The sequence below is a fragment of the Amycolatopsis dongchuanensis genome, from assembly GCF_039542405.1.
Taxonomy (GTDB): Bacteria; Actinomycetota; Actinomycetes; order Mycobacteriales; family Pseudonocardiaceae; genus Amycolatopsis_E; species Amycolatopsis_E sacchari.
In genome coordinates, this window is the sequence record NZ_BAABIB010000170.1 from 24,437 (window position 1) to 47,058 (window position 22,622).

The window sequence follows — 22,622 nt, forward strand, 5'->3', positions numbered from 1 at the left end:
ACCGCGATGTCGTTCGAGTCCGGAAGCAGAGCATGGCGCCTCGTCGGTGCGGGCGCCGCCGCCGCGGTGGCCGTCGCCGCGGGGTTGCTCACGAGCGGGGGCACGCTCCCCGGCACCGTCGGGTGGACGATCGAGGTGGTCGCCGCGGCGGTGACCGGTCTGCTGGTGCTGCTCGCGTTCCGGCCGCCCCGGCGCGCGCCGCGCCCCGATCCGCCACCGCCGGTGCCGGCGCGGCCGGCGTCCGCCCCGGCGAGGGCGATCCGGACCCTGCGGATCGGCGAACTGGACCCGGTGGCGCTCGGCGTCCACCCCGCGTGGCTCCTGCCGGGCGGGGCACCCCTCCCCCCGTACGTCCCGCGCACCGCCGACGCCGAACTCGACCGCGCCCTCGCGCGCGGCGGGCTGGTGCTCGTCCAGGGCGACGCGGCGACGGGCAAGACCCGCACCGCGTACGAGGCCGTGCTGCGCAACGCGGAGCGCCTCGGCTGGGAGAACGTGCTCGTGCTCGCCGACGCGGGTGCGCTGCGGGAGCTGGCGCGCGCGCTGCCGCCGAAGACGGTGGTGTGGCTGGACGACCTCGAGCGCTACCTCGCGACCGACAGCCTCGACGACCGGGTCCTGACCACCCTGTGCACCCGCGGCCCGTCGGACACGGTGATCCTCGCGACGCTGCGGTCCCGCGCCAGGGAAGCGCTCGGCGTCGACACCGACGGTCCCGGCGGCCGGGCCCGGCGGGTGCTGACGCGGGTCACGCCGGTGGAACTGGAGCGGGCGCTGGACCGGACGGAAACCGCCGCGGCACACCAGTTCCAGTCGGATCCGCGGATCGCGGGCGCGTTGCTCGACGAGACGCGGCCCGGGTTCGGGGCGCACATCGCCGCCGGCCCGGAGGCGGTGCGACGGTGGCGCGAGGCCGAGAACGAGCGGGGCGCCGCGCTGGTGAGCGCCGCGGTCGACCTGCGGCGTGCCGGGTACCTCGAGCCGGTGCCGCTGGACTGGCTGGTGGCGCTGCACCCGCACTACCTGTCGCCGCGGTTCCGCAACCGCCTCGGCGAGCCGGACCTGGCGGGGGCACTGGAGTGGGCGACGCAGCCGGTGCGCGGCGCGAGCCCGTGCCTCAAGCCCGCCGGGCCGGACCGCTACGTCGCGTTCGACTACCTCGTGGACGCCGCCGAGACCGGTGGTGACGTGCCGGAGCCGGTGTGGCAGCGGCTGCTGGGCGCGCACGCGCTGACGCCGGACCAGACGTTCCGCATCGCCAGGGCGGCGGTCCGGTTCGGGCGGCTGTCGGAGGCGGCGAACCTGTGGCAGCGGCTCGCGCAGCGGGGCGACCAGCACGCGTTGTTCGACCTCGGGTGGGCGGCGCAGGCGGCCGGGGACCAGGCGGTGGCGGAGCAGTGGTACCTCCGGGCCGCCGAGGCGGGCAACGGCTGGGCGATGTCCAACCTCGGCACGCTCGCCGAGAACCGGGGCGAAGTGCAGGTCGCCGAGCAGTGGTACCAGCGGGCCGCCGAGGCCGGGGACACCACGGGCATGACCAACCTCGGCGGGCTGCTGGCGCAGACGGGGCGGATCGACCAGGCCCGCGCGGCCTACCAGCGGGCCGCCGCGGCGGGTGATCCGAACGGGCTGCGCAAGGAGGCCGTGCTGGAGTTGCTGCACGGGGACCGCAAGCGCGGGGCGGCGTTGTTGCGCAAGGTCGCGCTGTCCGGGGATCCGGCCGCGGTGCGGTTGATGGGGCTGTTGTCGCAGACCGAGGAGAACGCGCCGCACCGCCCGGACGTGGAGGCGCTGCGCCGGCTGGCGGCCGAGATGGGTGACGGCCAGGCGGCGCTCGACCTCGCGCGGAACCTGTGGAACCAGGGCGATCTCGACGCGGCGGAGACGTGGTTCCGCCGGGCGGCGGAGACGGAGAACGGCAGGGTCGCGGAGTTCGGGCTGGCGGTGCTGCTGGAGCAGCGGGGGCGGCCGGGTGACGCCGAGGTGTGGTACCGCCGGTCCGCCGAGCACGGCCTGCCGGAGGCGATGCTGAACCTGGGCACGCTGCTGCAGGACCGGGGTGTGTTCGCGGAGGCCGAGCGCTGGTACCACCGGGCGCTGGAGGCCGGGCACCTGCCCGCGGAGGTGAACCTGGGGGCGCTGCACTGGCGGCGCGGGAACCTCGCGGAGGGCCGGGCGTGGTACCAGCGGGCCGCCGACCGCGGGGACGAGCTGGCGAAACAGGCGCTGGAGAACCTCGAACCACGCCGGTGAGCGGCGTTCCCGGGCCGGGAGCGCGCTTCCCCAACGACCACCGCCGGCCGTCCAGCCGGGCAGGACGGGCGCGCCGGACCCCCGAATGCTTGTAGCATCCCCTTGATACAAGGAGGTGCCCGATGGCGCTCGACAACATCCTGGCCGTGGCGGTGCTGCTGGGCCTGTTCGGCCTGGTGCTCCTCGTCGTGCTGTGGCCGGGGCCCAAGCAAGGCCGCCGCCTGCTCGTGCGCTGGGGCGTGCCCGAACCGTCCGAAGTGGACACCGCGGAAGCGGTCCGCTACCTCAAGCGCCGCAGGTTCTGGTACCCCTGGCTGTTCCTGGCACTGCCCCTGCTCGGCGACGCCGCCGGCCTCGCGCGGGCGGACGACTGGACTCTCGTGTGGACGGTCCTGGTGGGCGGCCTGCTCGGCGAACTGCTCGGCTGGCGGCCTCCGGCCGGTCCCCGCCGCGAGGCGATGTTGCGGCACCGCGGCGTCAGCGACCTCGTGCCCGTCTGGGCGCTCGTCCTGCTCGCGCTCGCCGTCGCCGGGGGCGTGGTCCGCGCCGTGCTCGCGCGGGACTGGGCGTGGCTGGGCGTGGACGCCGGCTGCACGCTCATCGTGGCCGCGGTGGTGCTGCTCGCCCTGCGCCGGCCCGCCGCCGGGGACGCCGCGGTCGACCTCGTGCTGCGGGCCCGCAGCGCACGCGTCGCCACCGGGCTCGCCATCCTCGTCCCGGCCGCGCTGCCCCAGGCCTCCCAGACGCTGAGCCTGGGCCCGGTGCTGGTGTTCGTCGTGAGCCTGGCCGCCACGATCGCCGTGCTGGGGCCGGACCGGCACGTCGCGGCCGCCGCGGTGGCATGACCGCGCTCCGGGTCGTCGTCGACGTGGGCAGCGGGCTCGCGCCGTGGCGCCAGGTGCAGGACCAGATCGTCCGGCTCATCACGCGCGGGGCGCTCACGCCGGGCACCCGCCTGCCGCCGATCCGCCAGCTGGCGGGCGACCTCGGTCTCGCGTCGGGCACGATCGCCCGCGTCTACCGCGAACTGGAGGCGGCGGGCTGGGTCCGCACGGCACGCGCGCGCGGCACGGTCGTCGCGGACACCGCACCCCGTGCGGACGCGGCGGCGTTGCTGAGGGCGGCGGCCGCGGAGTTCGCCGCCACCGCGAAGGACCTCGGCGTCGACGCGGAAACAGCCGTCGCGGCGGTGCGCGAGGCCTACGGCCCGGGCTAGCCTGCCCGGCATGGTGCTGGAGTGGCTGCTCGACGCCGACCCCGGTCTGCGGTGGCAGGTGCTGCGTGACCTGACCGGCGCGCCGCCCGAGGAGGTGGCCGCCGAGCGCTCCCGCGTCGCGCACGAGGGCTGGGGTGCGCGCCTCCTCGCACTGCGCGACGACGGGCAGTGGGCGGGCGGGGCGTGCTTCCCGGCGGGGTTCGGCCGCGACTTCTCCGCCGGGCAGCCGTGGACGTCGACCCTGCCGACCCTGACCCTGCTGCGGGAACTCGGCGTCGATCCCGCGGACGCCCGTGTGCGCGAGACCATCGCGCTGGTGCGGGAGAACTGCCGGTGGGAGCACGCCGGGCAGCCGTTCTTCGCCGGCGAGGTCGAACCGTGCATCAACGGGCGGACCGTCGCGGTCGGCGCCTACTTCGGTGTCGATGTCGACGGGATCGTCGAGCGGCTGGTCGGCGAGCAGCTCCCCGACGGCGGCTGGAACTGCGAGGCCGAGAACGGGTCGGTCCGCTCTTCCTTCCACTCGACGATCTGCGTCCTCGAAGGGCTGCTGGAGCACGAGCGGGCGACCGGCGGCTCGCCCGCCTCCCTCGCCGCCCGGCAGCGCGGCGAGGAATACCTGTTGCGGCGGCGGCTGTTCCGGCGGGCGAGCACCGGCGAGGTGGTCGAGCCGGACTGGCTGCGCTTCTCCTTCCCCACCTGGTGGCACTACGACGTGCTGCGCGCCCTGGACCACTTCCGCGCCGCCGGCGGCGCACCCGATCCCCGCCAGGAGGAGGCGATCGCCGTCGTGACCAAGGCGCGCACGCCCGACGGACGGTGGCTGCTGGAGAACACGCACCCCGGCGCGGTCCACTTCCCACTGGAGGACGGCGACGGCGCGCCGAGCCGGTGGAACACGCTGCGTGCCCTGCGCGTCCTGAACTGGTACGACGGTGGCCGCCCGCCCGGCCCGGCCGGTCTCTAAGCTCACGGCATGGCGAAGTACTTCGACGTCCATCCCGAGAACCCCCAGCGCCGCGCGATCGACCAGGTCGTCGGGATCGTCCGGGACGGCGGGCTCATCGCGTACCCGACGGACTCGTGCTTCGCGCTGGGCTGCCGGCTCGACAACAAGGACGGGCTCGACCGCATCCGCGAGGTCCGGCACCTCGACGACCGGCACCACTTCACCCTGGTGTGCTCGGATTTCGCGCAGCTCGGCCAGTTCGTCCACCTCAGCAACACCGTGTTCCGCGCCCTCAAGGCCGCCACCCCGGGCAGCTACACCTTCATCCTCCCGGCCACCAAGGAGGTGCCGCGGCGGCTGCTGCACCCGAAGAAAAAGACCGTAGGCGTGCGCATCCCGGACCACGTCGTCGCGCAGGCGCTCGTCGCCGCGCTCGGGGAGCCGCTGGTGTCGAGCACCCTCCTGCTGCCGGACCACGAGGAGCCGCTGACGCAGGGCTGGGAGATCAAGGACGAGCTGGACCACGCGCTCGACGCCGTGATCGACTCCGGGGACTGCGGCACCGAGCCGACGACCGTGGTCGACTTCTCCGAGGACGAGCCGGTGATCGTGCGCCGCGGCGCGGGTGACCCGGCGCGGTTCGAGTCCTGACGGGCGCGGGCGTGGACGCCGGCATCGTCCGCGGCACCCCGGCCTGGCGGTACTTCGGGGACTTCCGCGGCATCCTGCTCGCCGGTTCGACGCTCGTGCTGCAGACCGCGCACCCGGTGGTGGCCGCCGGGGTGCGCGACCACTCCGACTACACGCGCGACCCGTGGACCCGCCTGATGCGGACGGCCGCCTCGCTGTCGATCTACGTCTACGGCGGCCCCGAGGGCGCGGCGTTCGAGGCACGGCGCCTCCGCCGCCTGCACCGGGCGTTCACTGGGATCCGCGAGGACGGGAGGCGCTACTCGGCGCTAGACCCGCACGCCTACGCCTGGGTGCACGCGACCCTCGTCCAGCTGCCCGTGGACACGCAGCGTTTCTTCGGGCGCCCGCTCAGCGCCGCCGAGCTGGCGGAGTACTACGCGCAGATGCGCCGCGTCGGCCTGCTGCTCGGCGTCCGCGACCAGGACCTGCCACCGGACTGGCCCGCCTTCCGGGCCTACTACGACGACATGGTCGAGTCGTTGCGGCCGAACGACACCATCACGGCGCTGTTCGACACGATCCGCACCGTGCCCAAACCGGTCCGCCCGCTGCCGGACGCCGCGTGGCCCTGGCTGCGGGACCGGCAGGCCACGCTGCAGCTGTTCCTCATCGCCGCGACCCTGCCGCCCGTGTTCCGCGACCGGCTCGGCCTGGACTGGTCACCGGCACGCCGGCGGCGGTTCGACCGGTTCCGCCGCGCCGTGCGCCTCGTGGCCACCGCGGTGCCGCCGCCGCTGCGGGCCGCCCACATCCGGGCCGTGGCGCGGCTCAACGTCTGGTACCGGCAGCGGGCGTGAGGTTCAGTTCAGCGTGGGATTGGGCGGCAGGCACACGGCGAGCCGGGACCACGGCGGCGCCTGACGCGCGGCGGACGGCGAAGGCAGCGTCAGGTACGCCCAGACGCTCATGCCCTCCTCGCGGTACACCACGCCCCAGCCCGCCGAACCCTGCGGGCCGTGGCCGTCCATGAACCCGGGCCGGGTGGGCGGGACGAGCTGGGGCCCTTCCACGTCGATGCGCAGGTAGTGCGGGTCGGTGCCGCGGACGAGGCAGACCTCGATGGGGAACTTGTCGGCCTCCGGCGCGCCGCACAACTCGTCGACGAACGACAGGACGCTGACGACCGTCTGGGCCGCGCAGTCGAAGAGCAGCCCGCAGATGGCGTTGCGGAGCCGCCCGAGGTCGGCGAACCCTCGGACACGCCTCCACACGATCTGCTCTCCGCAGGGTCGTTCGAGCGACATGAGCGGTTCCTCCGCTGTCGGTCTCAACGGTCGGTCCCGGCGAGTACCCCGCGCGCCGCGGTTAAACCACACCTTCGGAGGTTGTGCTGGCGTCCCGTCCGCGCGTGGGCGAGACTGAGCCGATGACGGACCGGACAGCCCCGCCGAAGCAGCCGTCCGGCGACGATCTGACCCTCGCCGAACTCCTCGGTGACGTGGTGCGCACGCTCGAAGCCGAGCCCGATGTCGAAAGCACGGTCGAGCGCGTGGTGCACGCCGTCCTCGGTACCGTACCCGGCGTCGAGGAAGCCGGGGTGTCGCTACTGGAGCGGGACGACGTCAAATCGGTCGCGCCGAGCAGTTCCCTGGTGGCCCGGCTCGACCGACTGCAGCACGAGCTGCGGGAAGGGCCCTGCGTGGGCGCGGTGTTCGACGACCCGGTCTACCGCACCGACCAGATCGGCTCCGACACCCGCTGGCCCCGCTTCGGCGCCGCGGCCTTCGACCTGGGCATCCGCTCGATGCTCAGCGTCCGGCTGTTCACCACGTCGGCGAACCTGGGTGCGCTGAACCTCTACGCCACGCGCGAGAAGGCGTTCGACGCCGACGCCGCGCACCTGGCGGGGCTGTTCGCGGCACACGCGGCGGTGGCGCTGGCCGGGTCCCGGCGGCAGGAGCAGCTGCGGGAGGCGCTGCGCACCCGCGACGTCATCGCCACCGCGAAGGGCATCCTCATGCAACGCCACTCGATCGGGGAAGACGCGGCCTTCCACCTGCTGGTCCGCGTGTCGCAGCAGACGAACCGCAAGCTGCACGACGTGGCGGCGCTGCTGGTCCGCCAGGTTTCCGGCGGCGACGCCGGGGACTGAGCGCGGTGCCCTCAGGCCGCCTCCTCCTCGGCGAGCCGGGCCAGCACCTGCTCCGAGATGGCCGCCAGCGCCTTGACCTGCTCCGGCGTCAGCGCGTCGAACACCAGGCGGCGCACGGTCTCCACGTGCCGGGGCGCGGCGTTCTCGATGGCCGCCCGGCCTTGCGGCGTGAGCACGATGAAGGCGCCCCTGGCGTCCGACGGGCACTCCTCACGGGCGATGAGCCCCCGCTTCTGCATGCGCGCGAGGTGGTGCGACACCCGGCTCTTCTCCCACTCCAGCGCCCTGGCCAGCTCGAACACCCGCACCCGCTCCTCCGGCGTGTCGGTGAGCTGCACGAGCACGGCGAAGTCCGCGTGGGACAGCTCCGAGTCCGCCTGCAGCTGTTTGCTCAGCCGCGCGTTCAGCTGGGTCTGCATGGACACGTAGGAGCGCCAGGCGTGCTGCTCGGCGTCGGTCAGCCATCGGGTACCGGTCACGAGATCGAGTATAGCGGGAATAGTTGACACGTCACCGAGGTTGGTCCAGGCTAGATGACACATCATCAAACCGGAAGGAACCTCATGACCGCCCCGACGAACTACGCCCAGCTGACCGGGACCTACACCCTCGACCCCACGCACACCCGCATCGGGTTCGTCGCGCGGCACGCGATGGTGACGAAGGTCCGCGGCGCGTTCAACGAGTTCACCGGCACCGCCCAGATCGACGGGGAGAACCCGGAGAAGTCGAGCGCCACGGTGAGCATCAAGGCGAACAGCATCGACACCCGCAACGCCGACCGCGACGCCCACCTGCGCAGCAACGACTTCCTGCAGATGGACGAGCACCCGGAGATCACCTTCACGTCCACCGAGGTCAAGCAGACCGGCGAGGACACCTTCGACGTCACCGGCGACCTGACGATCAAGGGCGTGACCAAGCAGGTGACCATCCCGTTCACCTACGAGGGCACCGCGCAGGACCCGTTCGGCAACACCCGCGTCGGCTTCGAGGGCTCGACGGTGATCAACCGCAAGGACTACGGCATCACCTGGAACGCCGCGCTCGAGACGGGCGGCGTGCTCGTGAGCGACAAGGTGACGCTCGAGTTCGAGGTCTCGGCCGTCAAGAACGCCTGACCTGCGGCCAGGATGGCGTGAAGAAGGCCCCCGCCGCGGCGGGGGCCTTCTCGCACGATGCGGGGACTACCCCGCGGCTGTGGTCAGCGCACGCTTGGTGAGCACGCGCGCCAGGTGCTCGCGGAACTCCGCGCTCGCGTGCGGCTCCGACACCGGGCTGGTGCCCTCCGCCGCGACCGCGGCCGCGTCCTCGATCGACGCGCCCGAGGCCAGCGCCTGCTCCGTGGCACTCGCCCGCAGCGGCGTGCCACCCATGTTGATCAGCCCGACCCTGCCGCCGACGACGGCGACGCCGACGATGGCCCAGTCGATGCTGCGGCGCGTGAACTTCTCGAAGCCCCAGCCCCGCCCGGTCTGCACCGGCACCCGGATCTCGGTGACCAGCTCGTCCGGCTCCAGCGGCGTGGTGAACGGGCCGAGGAAGAACTCCGCGGCCGGGATCTCCTTGCGCCCCTGCGGGCCCTGCACGACGAGCACGCCGTCGGACGCCAGCAGCGCCGCCGGCAGGTCGGCCGCCGCGTCGGCGTGCACCAGCGAGCCGCCGATGGTGCCGCGGTGGCGCACCTGCTGGTCGCCGATCGCGCCGGCCACGTGGGCCAGCAGCGGCGCGTGCTCACGCAGCACCGCGTCGGTGTGCAGGTCGTGGTAGCGCGACAGGGCACCGATCGCGACCGTGCCGTCCTCGACGCGCACGTACCGCAGCTCGTCGACCGGCGCGATGTCGACCAGCAGCTCCGGCGTGGCGAAGCGCAGTTTCATCAGCGGCAGCAGGGAATGCCCGCCCGCCAGGACCTTCGCGTCCTCGCCGTGCTCGCCGAGCACGCTCAGCGCTTCGTCCACAGTGGACACCCGGCGGTAGGTGAACGGGGCCGGGATCACCGGTCGACCTCCTGTCCGGACGCGTCGATCACCGCGTTGACGATGTTGTGGTAACCCGTGCAGCGGCACAGGTTGCCCTCCAGCCCCTCGCGCACCTCTTCACGCGTGGGCTTCGGGTTCTGCGCCAGCAGCGACACCGACGCCATGATCATGCCCGGCGTGCAGAAGCCGCACTGCAGCCCGTGCTGCTCGCGGAACGCCCGCTGCACGGGGTGCAGCTCGCCGTCACCGGAAGCCAGGCCTTCGACGGTGGTGACGCGGTGCCCGTCGGCCTGCGCCGCGAGCACCGTGCACGACTTCACCGCCTCGCCGTCGAGCAGCACCGTGCACGCCCCGCAGGACGTGGTGTCGCAGCCGATGTTCGTGCCCGTCAGCCCCGCCGTGTCGCGCAGGTAGTGCACGAGCAGCGTGCGGTCCTCGACCTCCTCGGCCACGGTGGAGCCGTTGACCTCGATGGAGACCTTCACTTCGCCTCACCCTTCACAGAAAGCGCTTCCCACACCCGTTGCGGGGTCGTGGGCATGTCCAGGTGGCGCACGCCGAGGTGCGCCAGTGCGTCGACCACCGCGTTGTGCACCGCCGGGGTCGAGCCGATCGTCGCGGCCTCACCGATCCCCTTGACGCCCAAGGGGTTGCGGTCCGTCGGCGTGACCGAGTCGACCAGCTCGAAGTCCGGCAGCTCCGTCGCGGTGATGAACGAGTAGTCGGCCAGCGTGGCCGTGGTCGGGTTGCCGTCCTCGTCGTAGCTCATGACCTCCAGCAGCGCCTGCGCGATGCCCTGGCCGAGCCCGCCGTGCCGCTGCCCGCGGAACACCAGCGGGTTGACCACCGGGCCCGCGTCGTCCGCGGCGATGATCCGCTTCACCACGACCTTGCCGGTCTCGGTGTCCACCTCGACGACCGCGAGGTGCGCGCCGAACGGGAACGTCGGCGTGCCCTCACCGAACCAGACGTCCGCCGACAGCGCGCCTTCCTCCGCGCGGGCCGCCAGCTGGACCCAGTCCACCGCGCCGCTCGACGGCGCGCCCTTGACCCGCCACGCGCCCTCGTCCACGTCGAGCTCGAGGTCGTCGGGCGAGGCTTCGAGCAGGTCCGCGGCGATCTCGCGCGCGTTGGCGATGACCTTGTCCGCGGCCTGGCGGATCGCCGAGCCGCCCAGCTGCAGCGAGCGCGAGCCGAACGTGCCGATGGCCCTGGGGATCTCGTCGGTGTCGCCGTGCTTGACGGTGATCCGGTCCATCGGGATGCCGAGCTGGTCGGACAGCAGCATCGCCAGCGACGTGTGCAGGCCCTGGCCGTGCGGGGAGCTGCCGGTGTACGCGGTGACCGTGCCGTCGGGGTTGATGTCGACGCGGCCGCTTTCGCCACCGCCGTCGCCACCGGTGATCTCGACGTAGCTCGCGATGCCCAGGCCCAGCGCGACCGGGTCACCGGCCTCGCGCCGCCGCCGCTGCTCGGCCCGCAGCTCCTCGTACCCGGCGGCCTCCAGCACCTTGTCCAGCGCCTTGGCGTACTCGCCGCTGTCGTAGTTCGCCCCGGACTTGGTGGTGAACGGGAACTCCTCCGGGCGGATGAAGTTGACCTTGCGCACCTGCGCGGGGTCCATGCCGATCTCGGCGGCGAACAGGTCCATCGCCCGCTCGACCGCGGCGGTCGCCTCGGGGCGGCCGGCCCCGCGGTAGGCGGCGACCGGGGTGGTGTTGGTGACGACGCCGCGGCTGCGCGTCTCCACCTTCGGGAAGTGGTAGACGCCTGAAGCCATCAGCTCCGTCAGCGTCGGCAGGAACAGGGTGCGCGGGTAGGCGCCCGCGTCCTGCACCACGTCGAGGCGGAACACCTCGACGGTGCCGTCGCGGCGGCCGCCGATGGTGACGGTGTTCTGCTGCGCGCGGCCGTGCGTCATCGAGGTGAAGTTCTCGCTGCGCGATTCCGTCCACCGCACCGGCCTGCCGCTGCGGCGCGCGGCCCAGCCCAGCACGATCGGCTCGGGGTCGGAGCCGATCTTGGCGCCGAACCCGCCGCCCACGTCGGGCGCGATCACCCGCACCTGCTCCTCGGGCACGCCGAGGCCGGCCGCGATGGCGCCGCGGCCCAGCTGCGCGTTCTGCGTCGACAGCCAGACCGTGAGCCTGCCGTCCTCGCCCCACACGCACGACGCGCCGCGCACCTCCAGCGGCGCGGGGGCGACGCGCTGGTTCACGATCGTCTGCGTCACCACGACTTCGCAGCCGGCGAAGCTGTCCTCCGGGAACTCCTCGATCCCGTGGACCTGCATGACGTTGCCGCCGGACTCGGGGAACAGCACGGTTTCGCCCGACAGCGCCGCGTCGATGCTCGCCACCGCGTCCAGCGGGTCGTAGTCCACGTCGACGAGCTCGGCCGCGTCGGCGAGCTGGTAGCGCTGCTCGGTGAGCACCAGCGCCACCGGTTCGCCGACGTAGCGCACGACGTCCGACGCGAGCCACGGCTCGGTGACCGGTCCCGCCTGCCGCGGCGCCAGGTCCAGGTCGGCCGCGGTGTAGACGGCGACCACGCCGGGCGCGGCGAGGGCGGCGGAGGTGTCGATCGACGTGATCCGCGCGTGGGCGATGGGGCTTCGTACGAACGTCGCGAACACAGCACCCGTGAGCGCCGGTTCACGCAGGTCGTCGACGTACGTGCCACCCGTGGTGATGAGCTTCTGGTCCTCGATCCGGACCACTCTGGTCCCGACAATGCTCAACTCTGGGCCTCCAACTGATGGGTACGTCCGAGATCATGCCTCACCGGTGGCCCAACTTCCCAGCACCCGCCCCGTGTTCCGCCTTGTCTTCCGCAGCGCGGAAATCGCCTTTACGCGGCGAAGGCCTGCCAGGCAAGGGTTCCGGCGAGGCCCAGGCCCGCCAGCCCGATCCCGATCCGCAGCGGGGTCGCGGGCAGCCGCCGCACGACGGCCGGGCCGACCCACGATCCGAGCACGGAGCCGAGGCACAGCGCGACGACCGAGGGCCAGTCGACCTCGCCGGTGAACGCGAAGACCACGGCGGCGATGAGGTTGGCCGCACCGGTGGCGATGTTCTTGGCGGCGTTGGAGCGGGCGAGCGACTGCGCCCACACCGTCGACAGCAGCGCGAGCATCAGAACTCCCGCCGCCGCGCCGAAGTAGCCGCCGTAGATGGCGACGGCGAACGCCGCGGCTCCCGTGACGGGGCCGAGGCCGGACGAGTTCGCGCTCACCTTCCGCAGTTTGGGTGCGACGAACAGCAGGATCGACGCACCCGCGATGAGGAAGGGGACGATGAAGGTGAACGTGTCGGACGGGGTCCACAGCAGGAGGGCGGCGCCGAGCGCGCCCCCGGCGGCGGTGATGGAGCACAGCACCTTCAGCCGGCCGCGCTGCCCGGCGAGCTCCGGCCGCGAGCCCGCGGCGGCGCCGATGGTCGTGCCGAGCATCGCGACGGTGTTGGTGACGTTGGCCGAAACCGGCGACAACCCGACGGCCAGCAGTGCCGGGTAGGACACGAGGGACGCCAGCCCGGCGATGGACCCGGTGAGGCCGGCCCCCACGCCGGCGGCGAACAGGAACAGCAGTGCCAGGGGGTCGAAGCTCACGACGAGGCATTATCTCCGGCGCACCGGCCGGGAGCGGCGGTGGGAGGCGGAGGGGAGACGGGGCTCACGGGAGGTGCGGGCGGTCGTGGGTGGGGCGGGGCGGTTGGGGCGCCGGGTGGGTTCAGGGGCTGTGGGTTCGGTGGTGGCAGGTTTCGCCGGTGGCAGGGCGGTCGGGGCGGAGAGTGCGGAAACGGCTGGGGTTTGGGCGGGGAGCCAGGCGGGCTCGGCGGTAGGGCGGCTGGGCCCGGGGTGCGGGGACGGCTGAGGTTGGGGCGCCGGGTGGGTTCAGGGGCTGGTGGGTTCGGTGGTGGCGGCTTCGGCCGGTGGCGGGGTCGGGACGCCAGGTGGATTGAGCGGTGGCGGGCAGCTGCGCGTGGGGATGCGGGGACGACTGCTGAGGTTTGGGCAGGCAGGTTCCGCGGTGGGATGCCTGAGCCTGGAGCTGCTGGGGCGACTGGCGGCTTCGGCCGGTGGCGGGGCGGCGGGGGCCTGGCGGGGGTCGGGGGCGCCAGGCGGCTCCCCTCAAAACTGGCCTCCCCGGATCCGGCACGGCCTCCGTGCCGAATCCGGTTCGCCACGTCCGGTCCGCCATCCGCGCCGGAATCGAGCCGCCACGCCCGACTCGGCGGCGGCGGCCGAACCCAGTTCTACCGAACCCCACGGCTTTCCCCTCCCCGCGCAGGGCGCTGCGCCGTTCGGGGCACGGACGTCCGATGTCGGAAAATACCTACCCAAGTCTCTTGAAGGTCTGGACCACTGCGCCCATACTTTGTTCCCGCTCACAACAAACGAGCCGACCGAGAGGCAGTGATGTCGATGAAGACTCGCACCCGCCTGTCCCGCCTCCTGCGGCTGAGCGTGCCCGCGCTCGCCGTCGCCGCCGTACTGGTGGCACCGGGGAACGCCAGCGCAGCCACGGTGTTCAACGACGACTTCGACGGCCCCGCCGGAGCCGCCGCCGACGCCTCGAAGTGGACCAACGAGACGGGCGACAACGTCAACAACCACGAGCTGCAGTGGTACACCCCCGGCGCGCAGAACGCCGCGCTCGACGGGCAGGGCCACCTCGTGATCACCGCGCGCCAGGAGGGTGGCCACAACTGCTGGTACGGCCCCTGCACCTACACCTCGGCACGCCTCAACACCGCGGGCAAGTTCACCCAGACCTACGGCCACTTCGAGGCCCGCATGAAACTGCCGCGCGGGCAGGGCATGTGGCCCGCGTTCTGGGCGCTGGGCAACGACATCGGCAGCAACGGCTGGCCCAACTGCGGCGAGATCGACTTCATGGAGAACGTCGGGTTCGAGCCCAACACCGTGCACGGCACCATCCACGGCCCCGGCTACTCGGGCTCCGGCGGCATCGGCGCGGCCTACAGCGGGCCGAACTTCTCCGACGACTTCCACACCTTCGCCGTGGACTGGGCGCCGAACAGCATCAAGTGGTACGTCGACGGGAACCTGTACCAGACCCGCACGCCGGCCGACCTCGGCGGCAACCGCTGGGTCTTCGACCACCCGTTCTTCATCATCCTCAACCTCGCCGTCGGCGGCTACTGGCCCGGCAACCCCGATGGCAGCACACAGTTCCCGCAGCAACTGGTCGTCGACTACGTGCGCGTGACGGCCTGACCCACCAGATCCCCGGGCGCCACCCGGCGCCCGGGGACTGGCCTCCAGCAGTAGAACGTGTTCTAATTCCAGGCATGCGCCACGGCATCGTGCTGTTCACCAGCGACCGCGGGATCTCCCCCGCCGACGCGGCGCGAGCCGCCGAGCGGGCCGGGTTCTCCTCCTTCGCCGTCCCCGAGCACACCCACATCCCCGTGCGGCGCCAGGCCGCCCACCCCCGTACCGGCGACGCCTCCCTGCCCGACGACCGCTACCTGCGCACGCTCGACCCGTGGGTGGCGCTCGCGACCGCCGCCTCGGTCACCGAGCGGATCCGGCTGTCCACCGCCGTCGCGCTACCCGTCGAGCACGACCCGATCACCCTCGCGAAGACGATCGCCTCACTCGACCACCTCTCCGGCGGCCGCGTCACGCTCGGCGTCGGCTTCGGCTGGAACACCGACGAACTGGCCGACCACGGCGTGCCCGCGAACCGGCGCCGCACCGCGCTGCGCGAGTACCTCGAGGCGATGCGTGCACTGTGGACGGACGAAGAGGCTTCCTACGCCGGGGAATTCGTCGAGTTCGGGCCCAGCTGGGCGTACCCGAAACCGGCCGGGGCGGTACCGGTCGTCGTCGGCGCGGCGGGTACCGAGAAGACGTTCCGCTGGCTCGCCCGGTCCGCCGACGGCTGGCTCACCACGCCCATGGAAGCCGGCCTGGACGACAAAATCGCGTTGCTGCACCGGATCTGGCAGGAGGCGGGACGCGCGGGCTCACCGGAAATCGTGGTGCTGGCCGGAAAACCGGAGCCGGGACTACTGGAGCGGTACGAGGAACTGGGCGTGACGGAAGTCCTCTTCGGACTTCCCGACCGGTCCGCCGAGGAGGTCACCGCCTACCTCGGCAGACTGGCCGGGAAGCTCGGCATTCACTCCGAAGCCTGCTCCGTGACCGGCAGCAGCGTCTGAAACCGCGTGTCCCCCGGCACCGACTTCACGCGCAGGTCCCCGTGGTGACGCTCCACCACGATGCGCCACGAGATGTCCAGCCCCAGCCCGGTGCCCTCGCCGACCGCCTTCGTCGTGAAGAACGGCTCGAAGATCCGCTGCCGGTTCTCCTCGGGCACGCCGGGCCCGGTGTCGCCGATCTCGACGCACACCTGGTCCTCGACCAGCGCCGTGTGGAGGGTCAGCGTGCCGCTGCCGCCCATCGCACCCAGCGCGTTGTCGATCAGGTTGGTCCACACCTGGTTCAGCTCGCCGGGGTAGGCGGGGATCCGCGGCAGGGTGCGGTCGTAGTCCTTGACGACCTTCACCCCCGGCCCGATCTTGCTGCCCAGCATGACGAGCGTCGAGTCGAGCCCGTCGTGCACGTCGATCCACTGGTGCGGCGCGCGGTCCATCTGCGAGTACTGCTTCGCCGCGCCGACGAGCGCCGAGATGCGGGTGGTCGAGTCCTCGATCTCCCCCATCAGCATCTCGGTCTCCAGCGCATACGCCAGCCAGCGCACGGCGCTGTCGATCAGCTCGTCGCCGACCGAGTCCAGCACGTCGTCGAGGCTCGCGGCGCTCAGCCCGGCGCTGACGAAGATCGGCGCGAGGTCCCAGCCCTGCTCCAGCCCGTGGTCGGAGAGCCAGTCGCCGATCTCGTCCTCGCGGTCGGCCTGCTGCATCGCGGTGAGCGGCGGCGCCGACGCGACCTGCTTGACCAGCTGCTCCTGCACGTCGATCAGCTGCTCGAGCAGGTTGGGATCGATGTCCTTCTTCGCCAGGATCGCCAGCTTGTGCCGCATGCCCGCGACGCGTTCCCGCAGGGAGGCGGTCGCCCGCACCGCCGCGGCGGCCGGGTTGTTCAGCTCGTGCATCAGCCCGGCGGACACCTGCCCCAGCGCCAGCAGGCGCCGCCGCCTGCCGATCAGCGCGTCGGCGTTGCGCCAGCCGAGGTAGGAACCCTCCAGCAGGTGCGTGGCCATCGGGAACCAGCGGCGGAACTGCTCGGCGAACTCCCGCGCGGGCAGGGTCAGGAACGTCAGGTCGCTCAGCGCGTACACCGAGGCGCCGTAGTTCAGCTGCTCCTGCCCGAAGAAGAACATCGTGGCCCCGCAGTACGCGCCACGCTGGTCGGACCGGGTGGTCTCGACCTCGCCGCCGGAGTCCAGCTTGGTCATCCGCAGCGCGCCCGAGAGCAGCACGTAGAAGCACGTCGCCGGGTCGCCCTCGTTGATCACCTTGACGCCGCCCTCGTAGTGCTCCACGGAGGCGTGCTCGAGGATCCAGTCCAGCTGGGCGTCGGACAGGCTGGTGAACAGGAACAGCTCCCGCAGGAACTCACGGGTCAGTTCGGGTTCGGGAATGGGTTCGCTCACTGCTGCTCCAGGTACCGGTGCACGAGGGTGACCGCCATGGCGCCCTCGCCGACGGCGGAGGCGACGCGCTTCACCGACTGCGAGCGTACGTCGCCGGCGACGAACACCCCCGGGATCGACGACTCCAGGTGGTGCGGGTCGCGGTCGAGCGGCCAGCCCGGCGGCCGCTGCCCGTCCACGAGCAGGTCGGTCCCCGTGCACACGAACCCGTGCGCGTCCCGCACCACGTCGTCGCCGAGCCACTCGGTGCGCGGCGCCGCGCCGATGAACACGAACAGGTGCCCCGCCTCGACGGTCTCCTGCACCCCGTGCCGGTCGCACAGCGTCAGCTTCTCCAGGTGCTCGTCCCCGTGTGCGCGCACGACCGTGGTGTGCGTGCGCACGTGGATGTTGCCGATCTGCTCGATCTGCTCGATGAGGTAGTGCGACATCGAGGCCTGCAGCGACTCGCCGCGCACCAGGATCGTGACGTCCTTGGCGTAGCGGGAGAAGAACACCGCCGCCTGCCCCGCCGAGTTCGCGCCGCCCACGATGTAGACGTGCTGGTCGGTGCACTCCCCCGCCTCGGTGGCGGCGGAACCGTAGTACACGCCGCGCCCGGTCAGGTCCGCGCAGCCCTCGGCCTCCAGCTCGCGGTACGACACGCCCGTCGCGAGCACCACCGAGTGCGCGGCCAGCTCCGTGCCGTCACCGAACCTGATCACGCGCGCGGAGCCGCGGGCCTCCAGCCCGACGACGTCGCGGGCCGTGAGCACCTCGGCGCCGAACTTCTGGGCCTGGCGGCGGGCGCGGTCGGTCAGCTGCGCGCCGGACACCCCGTCCGGGAAGCCGAGGTAGTTCTCGATGCGGGAACTCTGCCCGGCCTGGCCGCCGGTCGCCTTGCGCTCGACGAGCACCGTGCGCAGGCCTTCGGACGCCCCGTACACCGCCGCGCCGAGGCCCGCGGGACCGCCGCCGACGACGATGAGGTCGTAGAACTCCTCCGCCGGGCGGGTGGACAGGCCGACGGCGTTGGCGATCTCCTCACCGGCCGGCTTGCGCAGCACCTCCCCTTCCGGGGTGACCAGCACGGGGATGTCGTCGGCGGTCGCGCCCGCCGCCTCCAGCAGGCGGGCGCCCTCCGGCTCGTCGACGGAGTACCAGCGGTAGGGCACGGAGTTGCGGGCGAGGAAGTCGCGGACCCGGTACGAGGGCGCGGACCAGCGGTGGCCGATCACCTTGGTCTCGTCGACCGGCCGGTCCCCGGCCGCCCGCCACGCCTCCACGAGCGCGTCGACCACCGGGTAGAGCTTCTCCTCCGGCGGGTCCCAGGGCTTGAGCAGGTAGTGGTCGACGTCCACCACGTTGATCGCCTGGATGGCCGCGTCGGTGTCCGCGTAGGCGGTCAGCAGCGCGCGGCGGGCGTGCGGGAACAGGTCCATGGCCTGTTCCAGGAAGGAGATGCCGTCCATGTTCGGCATCCGGTAGTCGGCGAGGATCGCGGCGACCGCGTCCCCCCGCAGCTTGATCTCACGCAGGGCGTCGAGCGCGTCGGCACCGGAGCCGGCGCGGACCACGCGGTAGTCCTGGCCGTAGCGACGGCGGAGGTCACGCGCGACCGAGCGGGACACGGCGGGGTCGTCGTCGACCGTCATCAGGATGGGCTGGCTCACGGGAAAACCCTACGGGGCGCGGGCCACCTCAGTCGATGGTGTGGCCCCCATTGACCGTCACACGTTCGCCGTTGACGAACGAGGCCGCGTCGGAAGCGAGGAACGACACGACCGCCGCGATCTCCTCGGGGCGGCCGAACCGGCCCAGCGGCACGTCGCCGGTGTACGCACGCCGTTCGTCCTCGCTGGTGCCGGCGTGCCGTTCGACCGGGATCCAGCCGGGCGCCACGAGGTTCACGGTGATGCCGTGCGGGCCGAGCTCACGCGCCCAGCTGCGGGTGAGGCCGTCCTGCGCGGCCTTCGCGGCGAGGTAGGCCGACATCCGCGGCAGCCCGCGCGCGACGATGTCCGAGCCGACCTGGACGATCCGGCCGCGGCCCGCGGCCTTCATCCCGGGCAGCACGGCCTGCAGCAACAGGGTCGGGCTTTTGACGAAGAACTCCAGCTGCGCGAGGTGCGCCTCCCACGTGAGGTCCTCGACGGGGATCTCCGGCTGCGGCCCGGTGGCGTTGGGCACGAGCACCGCGACGGGCCCCAGCGCCGACTCCACGTCGGCGACGAGCCGCCGCACGCCGTCCTCGTCGGTCACGTCGGCGGCGAAGGCCGCCGCGGTGCCCCCGTCCGCGCGGATGCCGTCGACCACGCGCTTGGCCCCGTCGGCGTCGGAGCGGTAGTTGACCGCCACCGCCCAGCCGTCACCGGCCAGCTGCCGGGCGATCGCCGCCCCCAGCCCGCGCGAAGCGCCCGTCACGAGAGCCACGCCGCGTGATGCGCTCACCGAGCCTCCTGTGCCTGTTGGTCCGCGCCAGGAGCGACTCTACTGTTCACCGCCTCCAGCACCCGGCCCGTGGTGCGGGGACCGAACAACGCGACGTCGACCACCACCAGCACCATCGCGAGCGCGACGACCGTGAACAGCACCCCGGCGCCGGCGGAGTGCAGCAGGGGCAGCAGCACGAACGGCATGACGCCGCTGGCGAGCCTCGACAGCGCGTACGTGCCGCTCGTCGCCGTGCCGCGCAGGGCCGTCGGGAAGATCTCGGCCTGGTAGATGTGGAACGCGTTGGAGAACAGGTTGCTCGCGGTGGTGTAGAGGAACCCGCAGACCACGATCAGCCACGCCGCCGTCGCGAGTCCGAACGCGACGCCGAACACCGCCATCACCACCGCCGAGCCCAGCACGAGGAACTTGCGCTCGACCCGTTCGACGACCGGCAGCGAGAGCGCGGAGCCCACGGGGTAGCCGAGGTAGGTCAGCGCCGTGAACAGCAGCGACTGCACGACGGGGAAGCCCTTGGCCACCAGCACGATCGGTGCCAGCGTGCCGAAGCCGTAGTAGCCGATCGTCTGCAGGACGTGGAAGACGGCCATCATCCCCGTGCGGCGGCGGTAGGGCGGCACGAACAGCTCCCGCAGTCGCCCGCTTTCCGTTGGTGCTACGGGATTTTCGGTGGGTTCCGACAGCTCGCCCGCGTCGCGCTCGAACCGCGCCACCACCTCCTCGGCCTCGCGTGTGCGGCCGACGGCCTCCAGCCAGCGCGGCGACTCGGGCAGTCCCGTGCGCAAGGCGAACACGATGACCGAGCCCAGCGCGCCGAGCACCAGCAGCCAGCGCCAGCCCTCGAACCCCAGCGGCGCGGCGGGCGCGAGCCAGCGGCCGAGGAATCCGGCGGCGGGCACCCCGAGGAACGCGATGGTGTAGGCCCAGGCGGTGTACCGGCCGCGGTGCTTCGGCGGCAGGAGGTCGCCGAGGTAGGTGTCCGACACCGGCGGCTCGGCGCCGATCCCCAGCCCGGCGAGGAACCGCGTCACGACGAGCATGGCCGGGCCCGTGCTGAACGCGCCGAGCAGCGAGAACAGCGAGTACGTGCCGAGGCTGAGCAGGAACGCGCGGCGGCGGCCCAGCCGGTCGGCGATCCGTCCGAAAAGGACGGCGCCGGCGAACATGCCGAGGAACGCCGAAGCCAGCAACAGCGCAAGCGCCGATTTGGACAGGTGGAAGTGCTTTTCCAGCACGCTGCCCAGGACACCGGCGAGGAAGATCTCGTACAGGTCGAAGAACAGCCCCAGCCCGATCGCGACGGTGGCGAGGCGGTGCCGTCGTGTGATCGGCAGCCGGTCCATCCGCGCGGCGATCGTGCCTGCCATCGGCTGCCTCCCGTTCCGCTCCAACACCCGGCGAGGGGAGCCTAACGGGACACGCGCGCGGACAGCAATTGCCTCACTGCGGGTGGGATTCGGGAGTGGCTTCCCGGCGAGGGGGCGAGGGGGTTTGTGGCGGAGTGCGTGGGTGGCTCCCTGGCGCGGGGGACGGGGAGTTCGTGGGCGGGATGCGCCAGTGGCTCCCGGCGCCGGGCAAGGGGGTTTGTGGCGGGGCTCGCAAGTGGCTCCCAGCGCCGGGGGCAAGGGAACCCGCGGGTGGGATGCGCATGCGGCGTCCGGTGCGAGGACAAGGGAGTTCGCGGACGGGGGTTCGCCAATGGCTCCCCGGCGCGGAAGGCCAGGGAGCCCGCGCGGGCGGGACGCGCAAGTGGCTCCCGGCGCGGGGGGACAAGGGAGCCCGCGGCCGGGAGCCACCCGCCCGCCACGGCACCCCGAGGGGGAGTCCGAGCGCCGGGCGAGACCGGGGGTGCCGCATTTACCGGCACCGTCCCGTTGTGCCCCGTAGTCGCGGCCTTCGCGCCCGCCGTTACACCCACCTCTTTGTCCTGTTTGTCCGCTCTTTACTGTCCTGTGTGTAGCACTTCGCCCGGAATTCCCGACTACGAAGAGATGGCTTGTGACTGGAGGAGCGGTGGGGGCGGAACGAGACCCGGTGGCCGTGGTGGTGGGCGCGACCGGCGGGATCGGCAGCGCGGTCGCCACCGACCTGGCCGCACGCGGCTTCCGCGTGTGGCTCGCGGGCCGCGACGAGCACGCGCTCGCGGAGCTGACCGGCAAGCTGCCGGGCGCCGCGGCGTGGCCGCTCGACCTGGCCGCCGGACCGCTGGTGCCGCCGTCCGGGCTGGTGGGCGTCGACGTGCTCGTGCACTGCGCGGGGGTGTTCGACGCGGGGCCCGTGGCCGAGACGTCCGCTGACCGGTGGCAGCAGGTGTTCGCGGTGAACCTGTTCGGCGTGGTCGAGGTGACGCGGGCGCTGCTGCCCGCGCTGCGGCGGGAGCGGGGCAGGGCGATCCTGGTGAACTCGACGGTCGTGCGCGGGGCCGCGGCGGGGCGCTCGGCGTACGCGGCGAGCAAGGAGGCGCTGCGGGTGTTCGCCGAAGCCCTGCACCAGGAGGAACTCGAAAACGGCGTCCGCGTGACGACGGTGTACCCCGGCCGCGTGGCGACCGGGATGCAGCGTGAGGTGCGTCAGCGCGAGGGCGGGCCGTATGAGCCCGAGCAGTACCTGGCCCCCGAGGCGGTCGCGGCCGCCGTGGCGTCGGTGGTGTCGTCTCCGGACGAAGCGCACGTCACGGAGCTGACGGTGCAGCCCGCTCGGGGGCGGTTCCCGCGCTGAGGCGGATCGGTGGTTCCGCTGGTCGAGGAGACTGGCGAGAAAGCGCTTTCCCACACGGCGCCCCAAACACCCGACCCGGCCCGACTCACGCGTCCAGCAACCGCTTCACCTGGGAAAGCGCTTCCCGCACGTTCGCCTCCCCCGTGGCTTCGAGCGCCTCGTCGACCGGTAGCCAGCGCAGCGGCGCCTCCGGCTTTTCCGGGCGGATCGCGTCGGGCTGGGTTGTCGCCAGGACGAACCGGAGGTCTGCGTGCTCGTGCGCGGGTTCGGCGCCTTTCGCGGGCACCGGGACCACGGCCACCTGGAGCAGCGAGTCGTCCGGCCAGGGCGTCAAATCGGGCAGGCCCGTCTCCTCGCGGCCCTCGCGCAGCGCGACGGCGAGCGGGTCCCGCTCCCCCGGGTCGCCGTGCCCGCCCACCTGCAGCCAAGCCTGCTGACGCTCGTGCCACCGCAGCAGCACCCGGCGGGTCGCGGGGTGCACGACGAACGCGGAGGCCGTGAGGTGCAGGGGGAGGTCCCGCCGCCACGGGTCGGGCTCGGCCGCCAGCAGCCGCCGGACTCGCGCCACGTCGTGGTCCTCGGCGCCGTACTGCGCCAACATCGCGTTGACCGTCATGGGCGCAGCCTAGGAGAAGGCCTAGCTGTATGAGGCGTTGACGTTGGTGACGCCGGTGTGGAGCCGGGAGGCTGGCGGCTGG

The 22,622-nt window shown here is 72.7% G+C and carries 22 protein-coding genes; 11 read left to right on the forward strand and 11 right to left on the reverse strand.

The window, feature by feature from the left end; all coding sequences use genetic code 11:
- The first annotated feature begins 6 nt into the window (after positions 1-6).
- The 6 genes from ABFX51_RS38565 to ABFX51_RS38590 all read left to right on the forward strand — a co-directional run bounded on the left by ABFX51_RS38565 (position 7) and on the right by ABFX51_RS38590 (position 5,908).
- Entirely contained in the window at positions 7-2,253 is a 2,247-nt protein-coding gene (locus ABFX51_RS38565) for a tetratricopeptide repeat protein (protein ID WP_346056793.1), read from the forward strand.
- Between the two features lie 122 nt (positions 2,254-2,375).
- Positions 2,376-3,098, forward strand: a complete 723-nt coding sequence (locus tag ABFX51_RS38570; protein WP_346056794.1) for a hypothetical protein — start codon at positions 2,376-2,378, stop codon at positions 3,096-3,098.
- Positions 3,095-3,469 carry a GntR family transcriptional regulator gene (locus ABFX51_RS38575; protein WP_346056795.1) on the forward strand — a complete coding sequence of 125 codons (375 nt, stop codon included), beginning with the start codon at positions 3,095-3,097 and terminating at the stop codon, positions 3,467-3,469. Before ABFX51_RS38570 ends, ABFX51_RS38575 begins: the two co-directional genes overlap by 4 nt.
- Positions 3,470-3,479: 10 nt before the next feature.
- A complete protein-coding gene (locus ABFX51_RS38580; protein WP_346056796.1) occupies positions 3,480-4,436 on the forward strand; it encodes a squalene cyclase in 957 nt (318 codons plus the stop codon).
- Positions 4,437-4,445: 9 nt separating this feature from the next.
- Complete coding sequence (locus ABFX51_RS38585; protein WP_091505252.1) at positions 4,446-5,069, forward strand: L-threonylcarbamoyladenylate synthase; 624 nt, start codon at positions 4,446-4,448, stop codon at positions 5,067-5,069.
- An 11-nt stretch (positions 5,070-5,080) separates the two neighbouring features.
- Positions 5,081-5,908: an oxygenase MpaB family protein gene (locus ABFX51_RS38590; protein WP_346056797.1), complete on the forward strand. Its 828-nt coding sequence runs from the start codon at positions 5,081-5,083 to the stop codon at positions 5,906-5,908.
- Between the two features lie 3 nt (positions 5,909-5,911).
- On the opposite strand, the gene ABFX51_RS38595 is transcribed toward ABFX51_RS38590, so the two are convergent.
- Positions 5,912-6,355: a hypothetical protein gene (locus ABFX51_RS38595; protein WP_091505254.1), complete on the reverse strand. Its 444-nt coding sequence runs from the start codon at positions 6,353-6,355 to the stop codon at positions 5,912-5,914.
- 122 nt (positions 6,356-6,477) lie between these two features.
- On the opposite strand from ABFX51_RS38595, the gene ABFX51_RS38600 reads away from it, so the two are divergent.
- Positions 6,478-7,203: a GAF and ANTAR domain-containing protein gene (locus ABFX51_RS38600; protein ID WP_346056798.1), complete on the forward strand. Its 726-nt coding sequence runs from the start codon at positions 6,478-6,480 to the stop codon at positions 7,201-7,203.
- Positions 7,204-7,214: 11 nt separating this feature from the next.
- Here ABFX51_RS38600 and ABFX51_RS38605 read toward each other — a convergent pair whose 3' ends face one another.
- Positions 7,215-7,622: a MarR family winged helix-turn-helix transcriptional regulator gene (locus tag ABFX51_RS38605; RefSeq protein ID WP_245782985.1), complete on the reverse strand. Its 408-nt coding sequence runs from the start codon at positions 7,620-7,622 to the stop codon at positions 7,215-7,217.
- A 144-nt stretch (positions 7,623-7,766) separates the two neighbouring features.
- On the opposite strand from ABFX51_RS38605, the gene ABFX51_RS38610 reads away from it, so the two are divergent.
- Positions 7,767-8,324 carry a YceI family protein gene (locus tag ABFX51_RS38610; RefSeq protein WP_346056799.1) on the forward strand — a complete coding sequence of 186 codons (558 nt, stop codon included), beginning with the start codon at positions 7,767-7,769 and terminating at the stop codon, positions 8,322-8,324.
- Positions 8,325-8,390: 66 nt separating this feature from the next.
- Here the strand turns inward: ABFX51_RS38610 and ABFX51_RS38615 are convergent, their stop codons facing one another.
- From ABFX51_RS38615 to ABFX51_RS38630, 4 genes are all read right to left on the reverse strand, one after another.
- The gene (locus ABFX51_RS38615) at positions 8,391-9,203 is read right to left on the reverse strand and encodes an FAD binding domain-containing protein (protein ID WP_346056800.1); all 813 of its coding nucleotides are present in this window, start codon (positions 9,201-9,203) and stop codon (positions 8,391-8,393) included.
- Positions 9,200-9,670 (reverse strand): (2Fe-2S)-binding protein, encoded by a 471-nt coding sequence (locus tag ABFX51_RS38620; RefSeq protein WP_091505258.1) that lies wholly within the window; start codon positions 9,668-9,670, stop codon positions 9,200-9,202. Before ABFX51_RS38620 ends, ABFX51_RS38615 begins: the two co-directional genes overlap by 4 nt.
- Positions 9,667-11,925 (reverse strand): xanthine dehydrogenase family protein molybdopterin-binding subunit, encoded by a 2,259-nt coding sequence (locus ABFX51_RS38625; protein WP_346056801.1) that lies wholly within the window; start codon positions 11,923-11,925, stop codon positions 9,667-9,669. The genes ABFX51_RS38620 and ABFX51_RS38625 overlap by 4 nt, the downstream gene beginning before the upstream one ends.
- 110 nt (positions 11,926-12,035) lie before the next feature.
- Complete coding sequence (locus ABFX51_RS38630) at positions 12,036-12,794, reverse strand: sulfite exporter TauE/SafE family protein (RefSeq protein WP_091505260.1); 759 nt, start codon at positions 12,792-12,794, stop codon at positions 12,036-12,038.
- A gap of 816 nt (positions 12,795-13,610) precedes the next feature.
- Here ABFX51_RS38630 and ABFX51_RS38635 point away from each other — a divergent pair.
- On the forward strand, positions 13,611-14,426 hold the full coding sequence (locus tag ABFX51_RS38635; RefSeq protein ID WP_428832541.1) for a glycoside hydrolase family 16 protein: 816 nt from the start codon (positions 13,611-13,613) through the stop codon (positions 14,424-14,426).
- Positions 14,427-14,500: 74 nt separating this feature from the next.
- Positions 14,501-15,376 (forward strand): LLM class F420-dependent oxidoreductase, encoded by an 876-nt coding sequence (locus tag ABFX51_RS38640; protein WP_091505262.1) that lies wholly within the window; start codon positions 14,501-14,503, stop codon positions 15,374-15,376.
- Here the strand turns inward: ABFX51_RS38640 and ABFX51_RS38645 are convergent.
- The 4 genes from ABFX51_RS38645 to ABFX51_RS38660 are packed head-to-tail and all read right to left on the reverse strand — an operon-like array spanning position 15,337 to position 20,573.
- A complete protein-coding gene (locus ABFX51_RS38645; RefSeq protein ID WP_346056807.1) occupies positions 15,337-16,761 on the reverse strand; it encodes an ATP-binding protein in 1,425 nt (474 codons plus the stop codon). The genes ABFX51_RS38640 and ABFX51_RS38645 overlap by 40 nt on opposite strands.
- A gap of 8 nt (positions 16,762-16,769) precedes the next feature.
- Entirely contained in the window at positions 16,770-18,425 is a 1,656-nt protein-coding gene (locus ABFX51_RS38650) for an NAD(P)/FAD-dependent oxidoreductase (protein WP_346056802.1), read from the reverse strand.
- 28 nt (positions 18,426-18,453) lie between these two features.
- On the reverse strand, positions 18,454-19,203 hold the full coding sequence (locus ABFX51_RS38655; RefSeq protein WP_346056803.1) for an SDR family NAD(P)-dependent oxidoreductase: 750 nt from the start codon (positions 19,201-19,203) through the stop codon (positions 18,454-18,456).
- Entirely contained in the window at positions 19,200-20,573 is a 1,374-nt protein-coding gene (locus ABFX51_RS38660; protein ID WP_346056804.1) for an MFS transporter, read from the reverse strand. The genes ABFX51_RS38655 and ABFX51_RS38660 overlap by 4 nt, the downstream gene beginning before the upstream one ends.
- Before the next feature lie 667 nt (positions 20,574-21,240).
- On the opposite strand from ABFX51_RS38660, the gene ABFX51_RS38665 reads away from it, so the two are divergent.
- The gene (locus ABFX51_RS38665) at positions 21,241-21,924 is read left to right on the forward strand and encodes an SDR family oxidoreductase (protein ID WP_346056805.1); all 684 of its coding nucleotides are present in this window, start codon (positions 21,241-21,243) and stop codon (positions 21,922-21,924) included.
- Positions 21,925-22,009: 85 nt separating this feature from the next.
- Here ABFX51_RS38665 and ABFX51_RS38670 read toward each other — a convergent pair whose 3' ends face one another.
- On the reverse strand, positions 22,010-22,540 hold the full coding sequence (locus ABFX51_RS38670; protein WP_346056806.1) for an NUDIX hydrolase: 531 nt from the start codon (positions 22,538-22,540) through the stop codon (positions 22,010-22,012).
- Between the last annotated feature and the right edge of the window lie 82 nt (positions 22,541-22,622).

What these genes read in the sequence shown, in the direction of transcription:
- ABFX51_RS38610 (WP_346056799.1), top strand. Translation starts at nt 7,767, where the DNA reads ATGACCGCCCCGACGAACTACGCCCAGCTGACCGGGACCTACACCCTC.
- ABFX51_RS38565 (WP_346056793.1), top strand. Translation starts at nt 7, where the DNA reads ATGTCGTTCGAGTCCGGAAGCAGAGCATGGCGCCTCGTCGGTGCGGGC.
- ABFX51_RS38660 (WP_346056804.1), bottom strand. Translation starts at nt 20,573, where the DNA reads ATGGCAGGCACGATCGCCGCGCGGATGGACCGGCTGCCGATCACACGA.
- ABFX51_RS38595 (WP_091505254.1), bottom strand. Translation starts at nt 6,355, where the DNA reads ATGTCGCTCGAACGACCCTGCGGAGAGCAGATCGTGTGGAGGCGTGTC.
- ABFX51_RS38585 (WP_091505252.1), top strand. Translation starts at nt 4,446, where the DNA reads ATGGCGAAGTACTTCGACGTCCATCCCGAGAACCCCCAGCGCCGCGCG.
- ABFX51_RS38670 (WP_346056806.1), bottom strand. Translation starts at nt 22,540, where the DNA reads ATGACGGTCAACGCGATGTTGGCGCAGTACGGCGCCGAGGACCACGAC.
- ABFX51_RS38640 (WP_091505262.1), top strand. Translation starts at nt 14,501, where the DNA reads ATGCGCCACGGCATCGTGCTGTTCACCAGCGACCGCGGGATCTCCCCC.
- ABFX51_RS38635 (WP_428832541.1), top strand. Translation starts at nt 13,611, where the DNA reads ATGAAGACTCGCACCCGCCTGTCCCGCCTCCTGCGGCTGAGCGTGCCC.
- ABFX51_RS38605 (WP_245782985.1), bottom strand. Translation starts at nt 7,622, where the DNA reads ATGCAGACCCAGCTGAACGCGCGGCTGAGCAAACAGCTGCAGGCGGAC.
- ABFX51_RS38600 (WP_346056798.1), top strand. Translation starts at nt 6,478, where the DNA reads ATGACGGACCGGACAGCCCCGCCGAAGCAGCCGTCCGGCGACGATCTG.
- ABFX51_RS38570 (WP_346056794.1), top strand. Translation starts at nt 2,376, where the DNA reads ATGGCGCTCGACAACATCCTGGCCGTGGCGGTGCTGCTGGGCCTGTTC.
- ABFX51_RS38580 (WP_346056796.1), top strand. Translation starts at nt 3,480, where the DNA reads ATGGTGCTGGAGTGGCTGCTCGACGCCGACCCCGGTCTGCGGTGGCAG.
- ABFX51_RS38575 (WP_346056795.1), top strand. Translation starts at nt 3,095, where the DNA reads ATGACCGCGCTCCGGGTCGTCGTCGACGTGGGCAGCGGGCTCGCGCCG.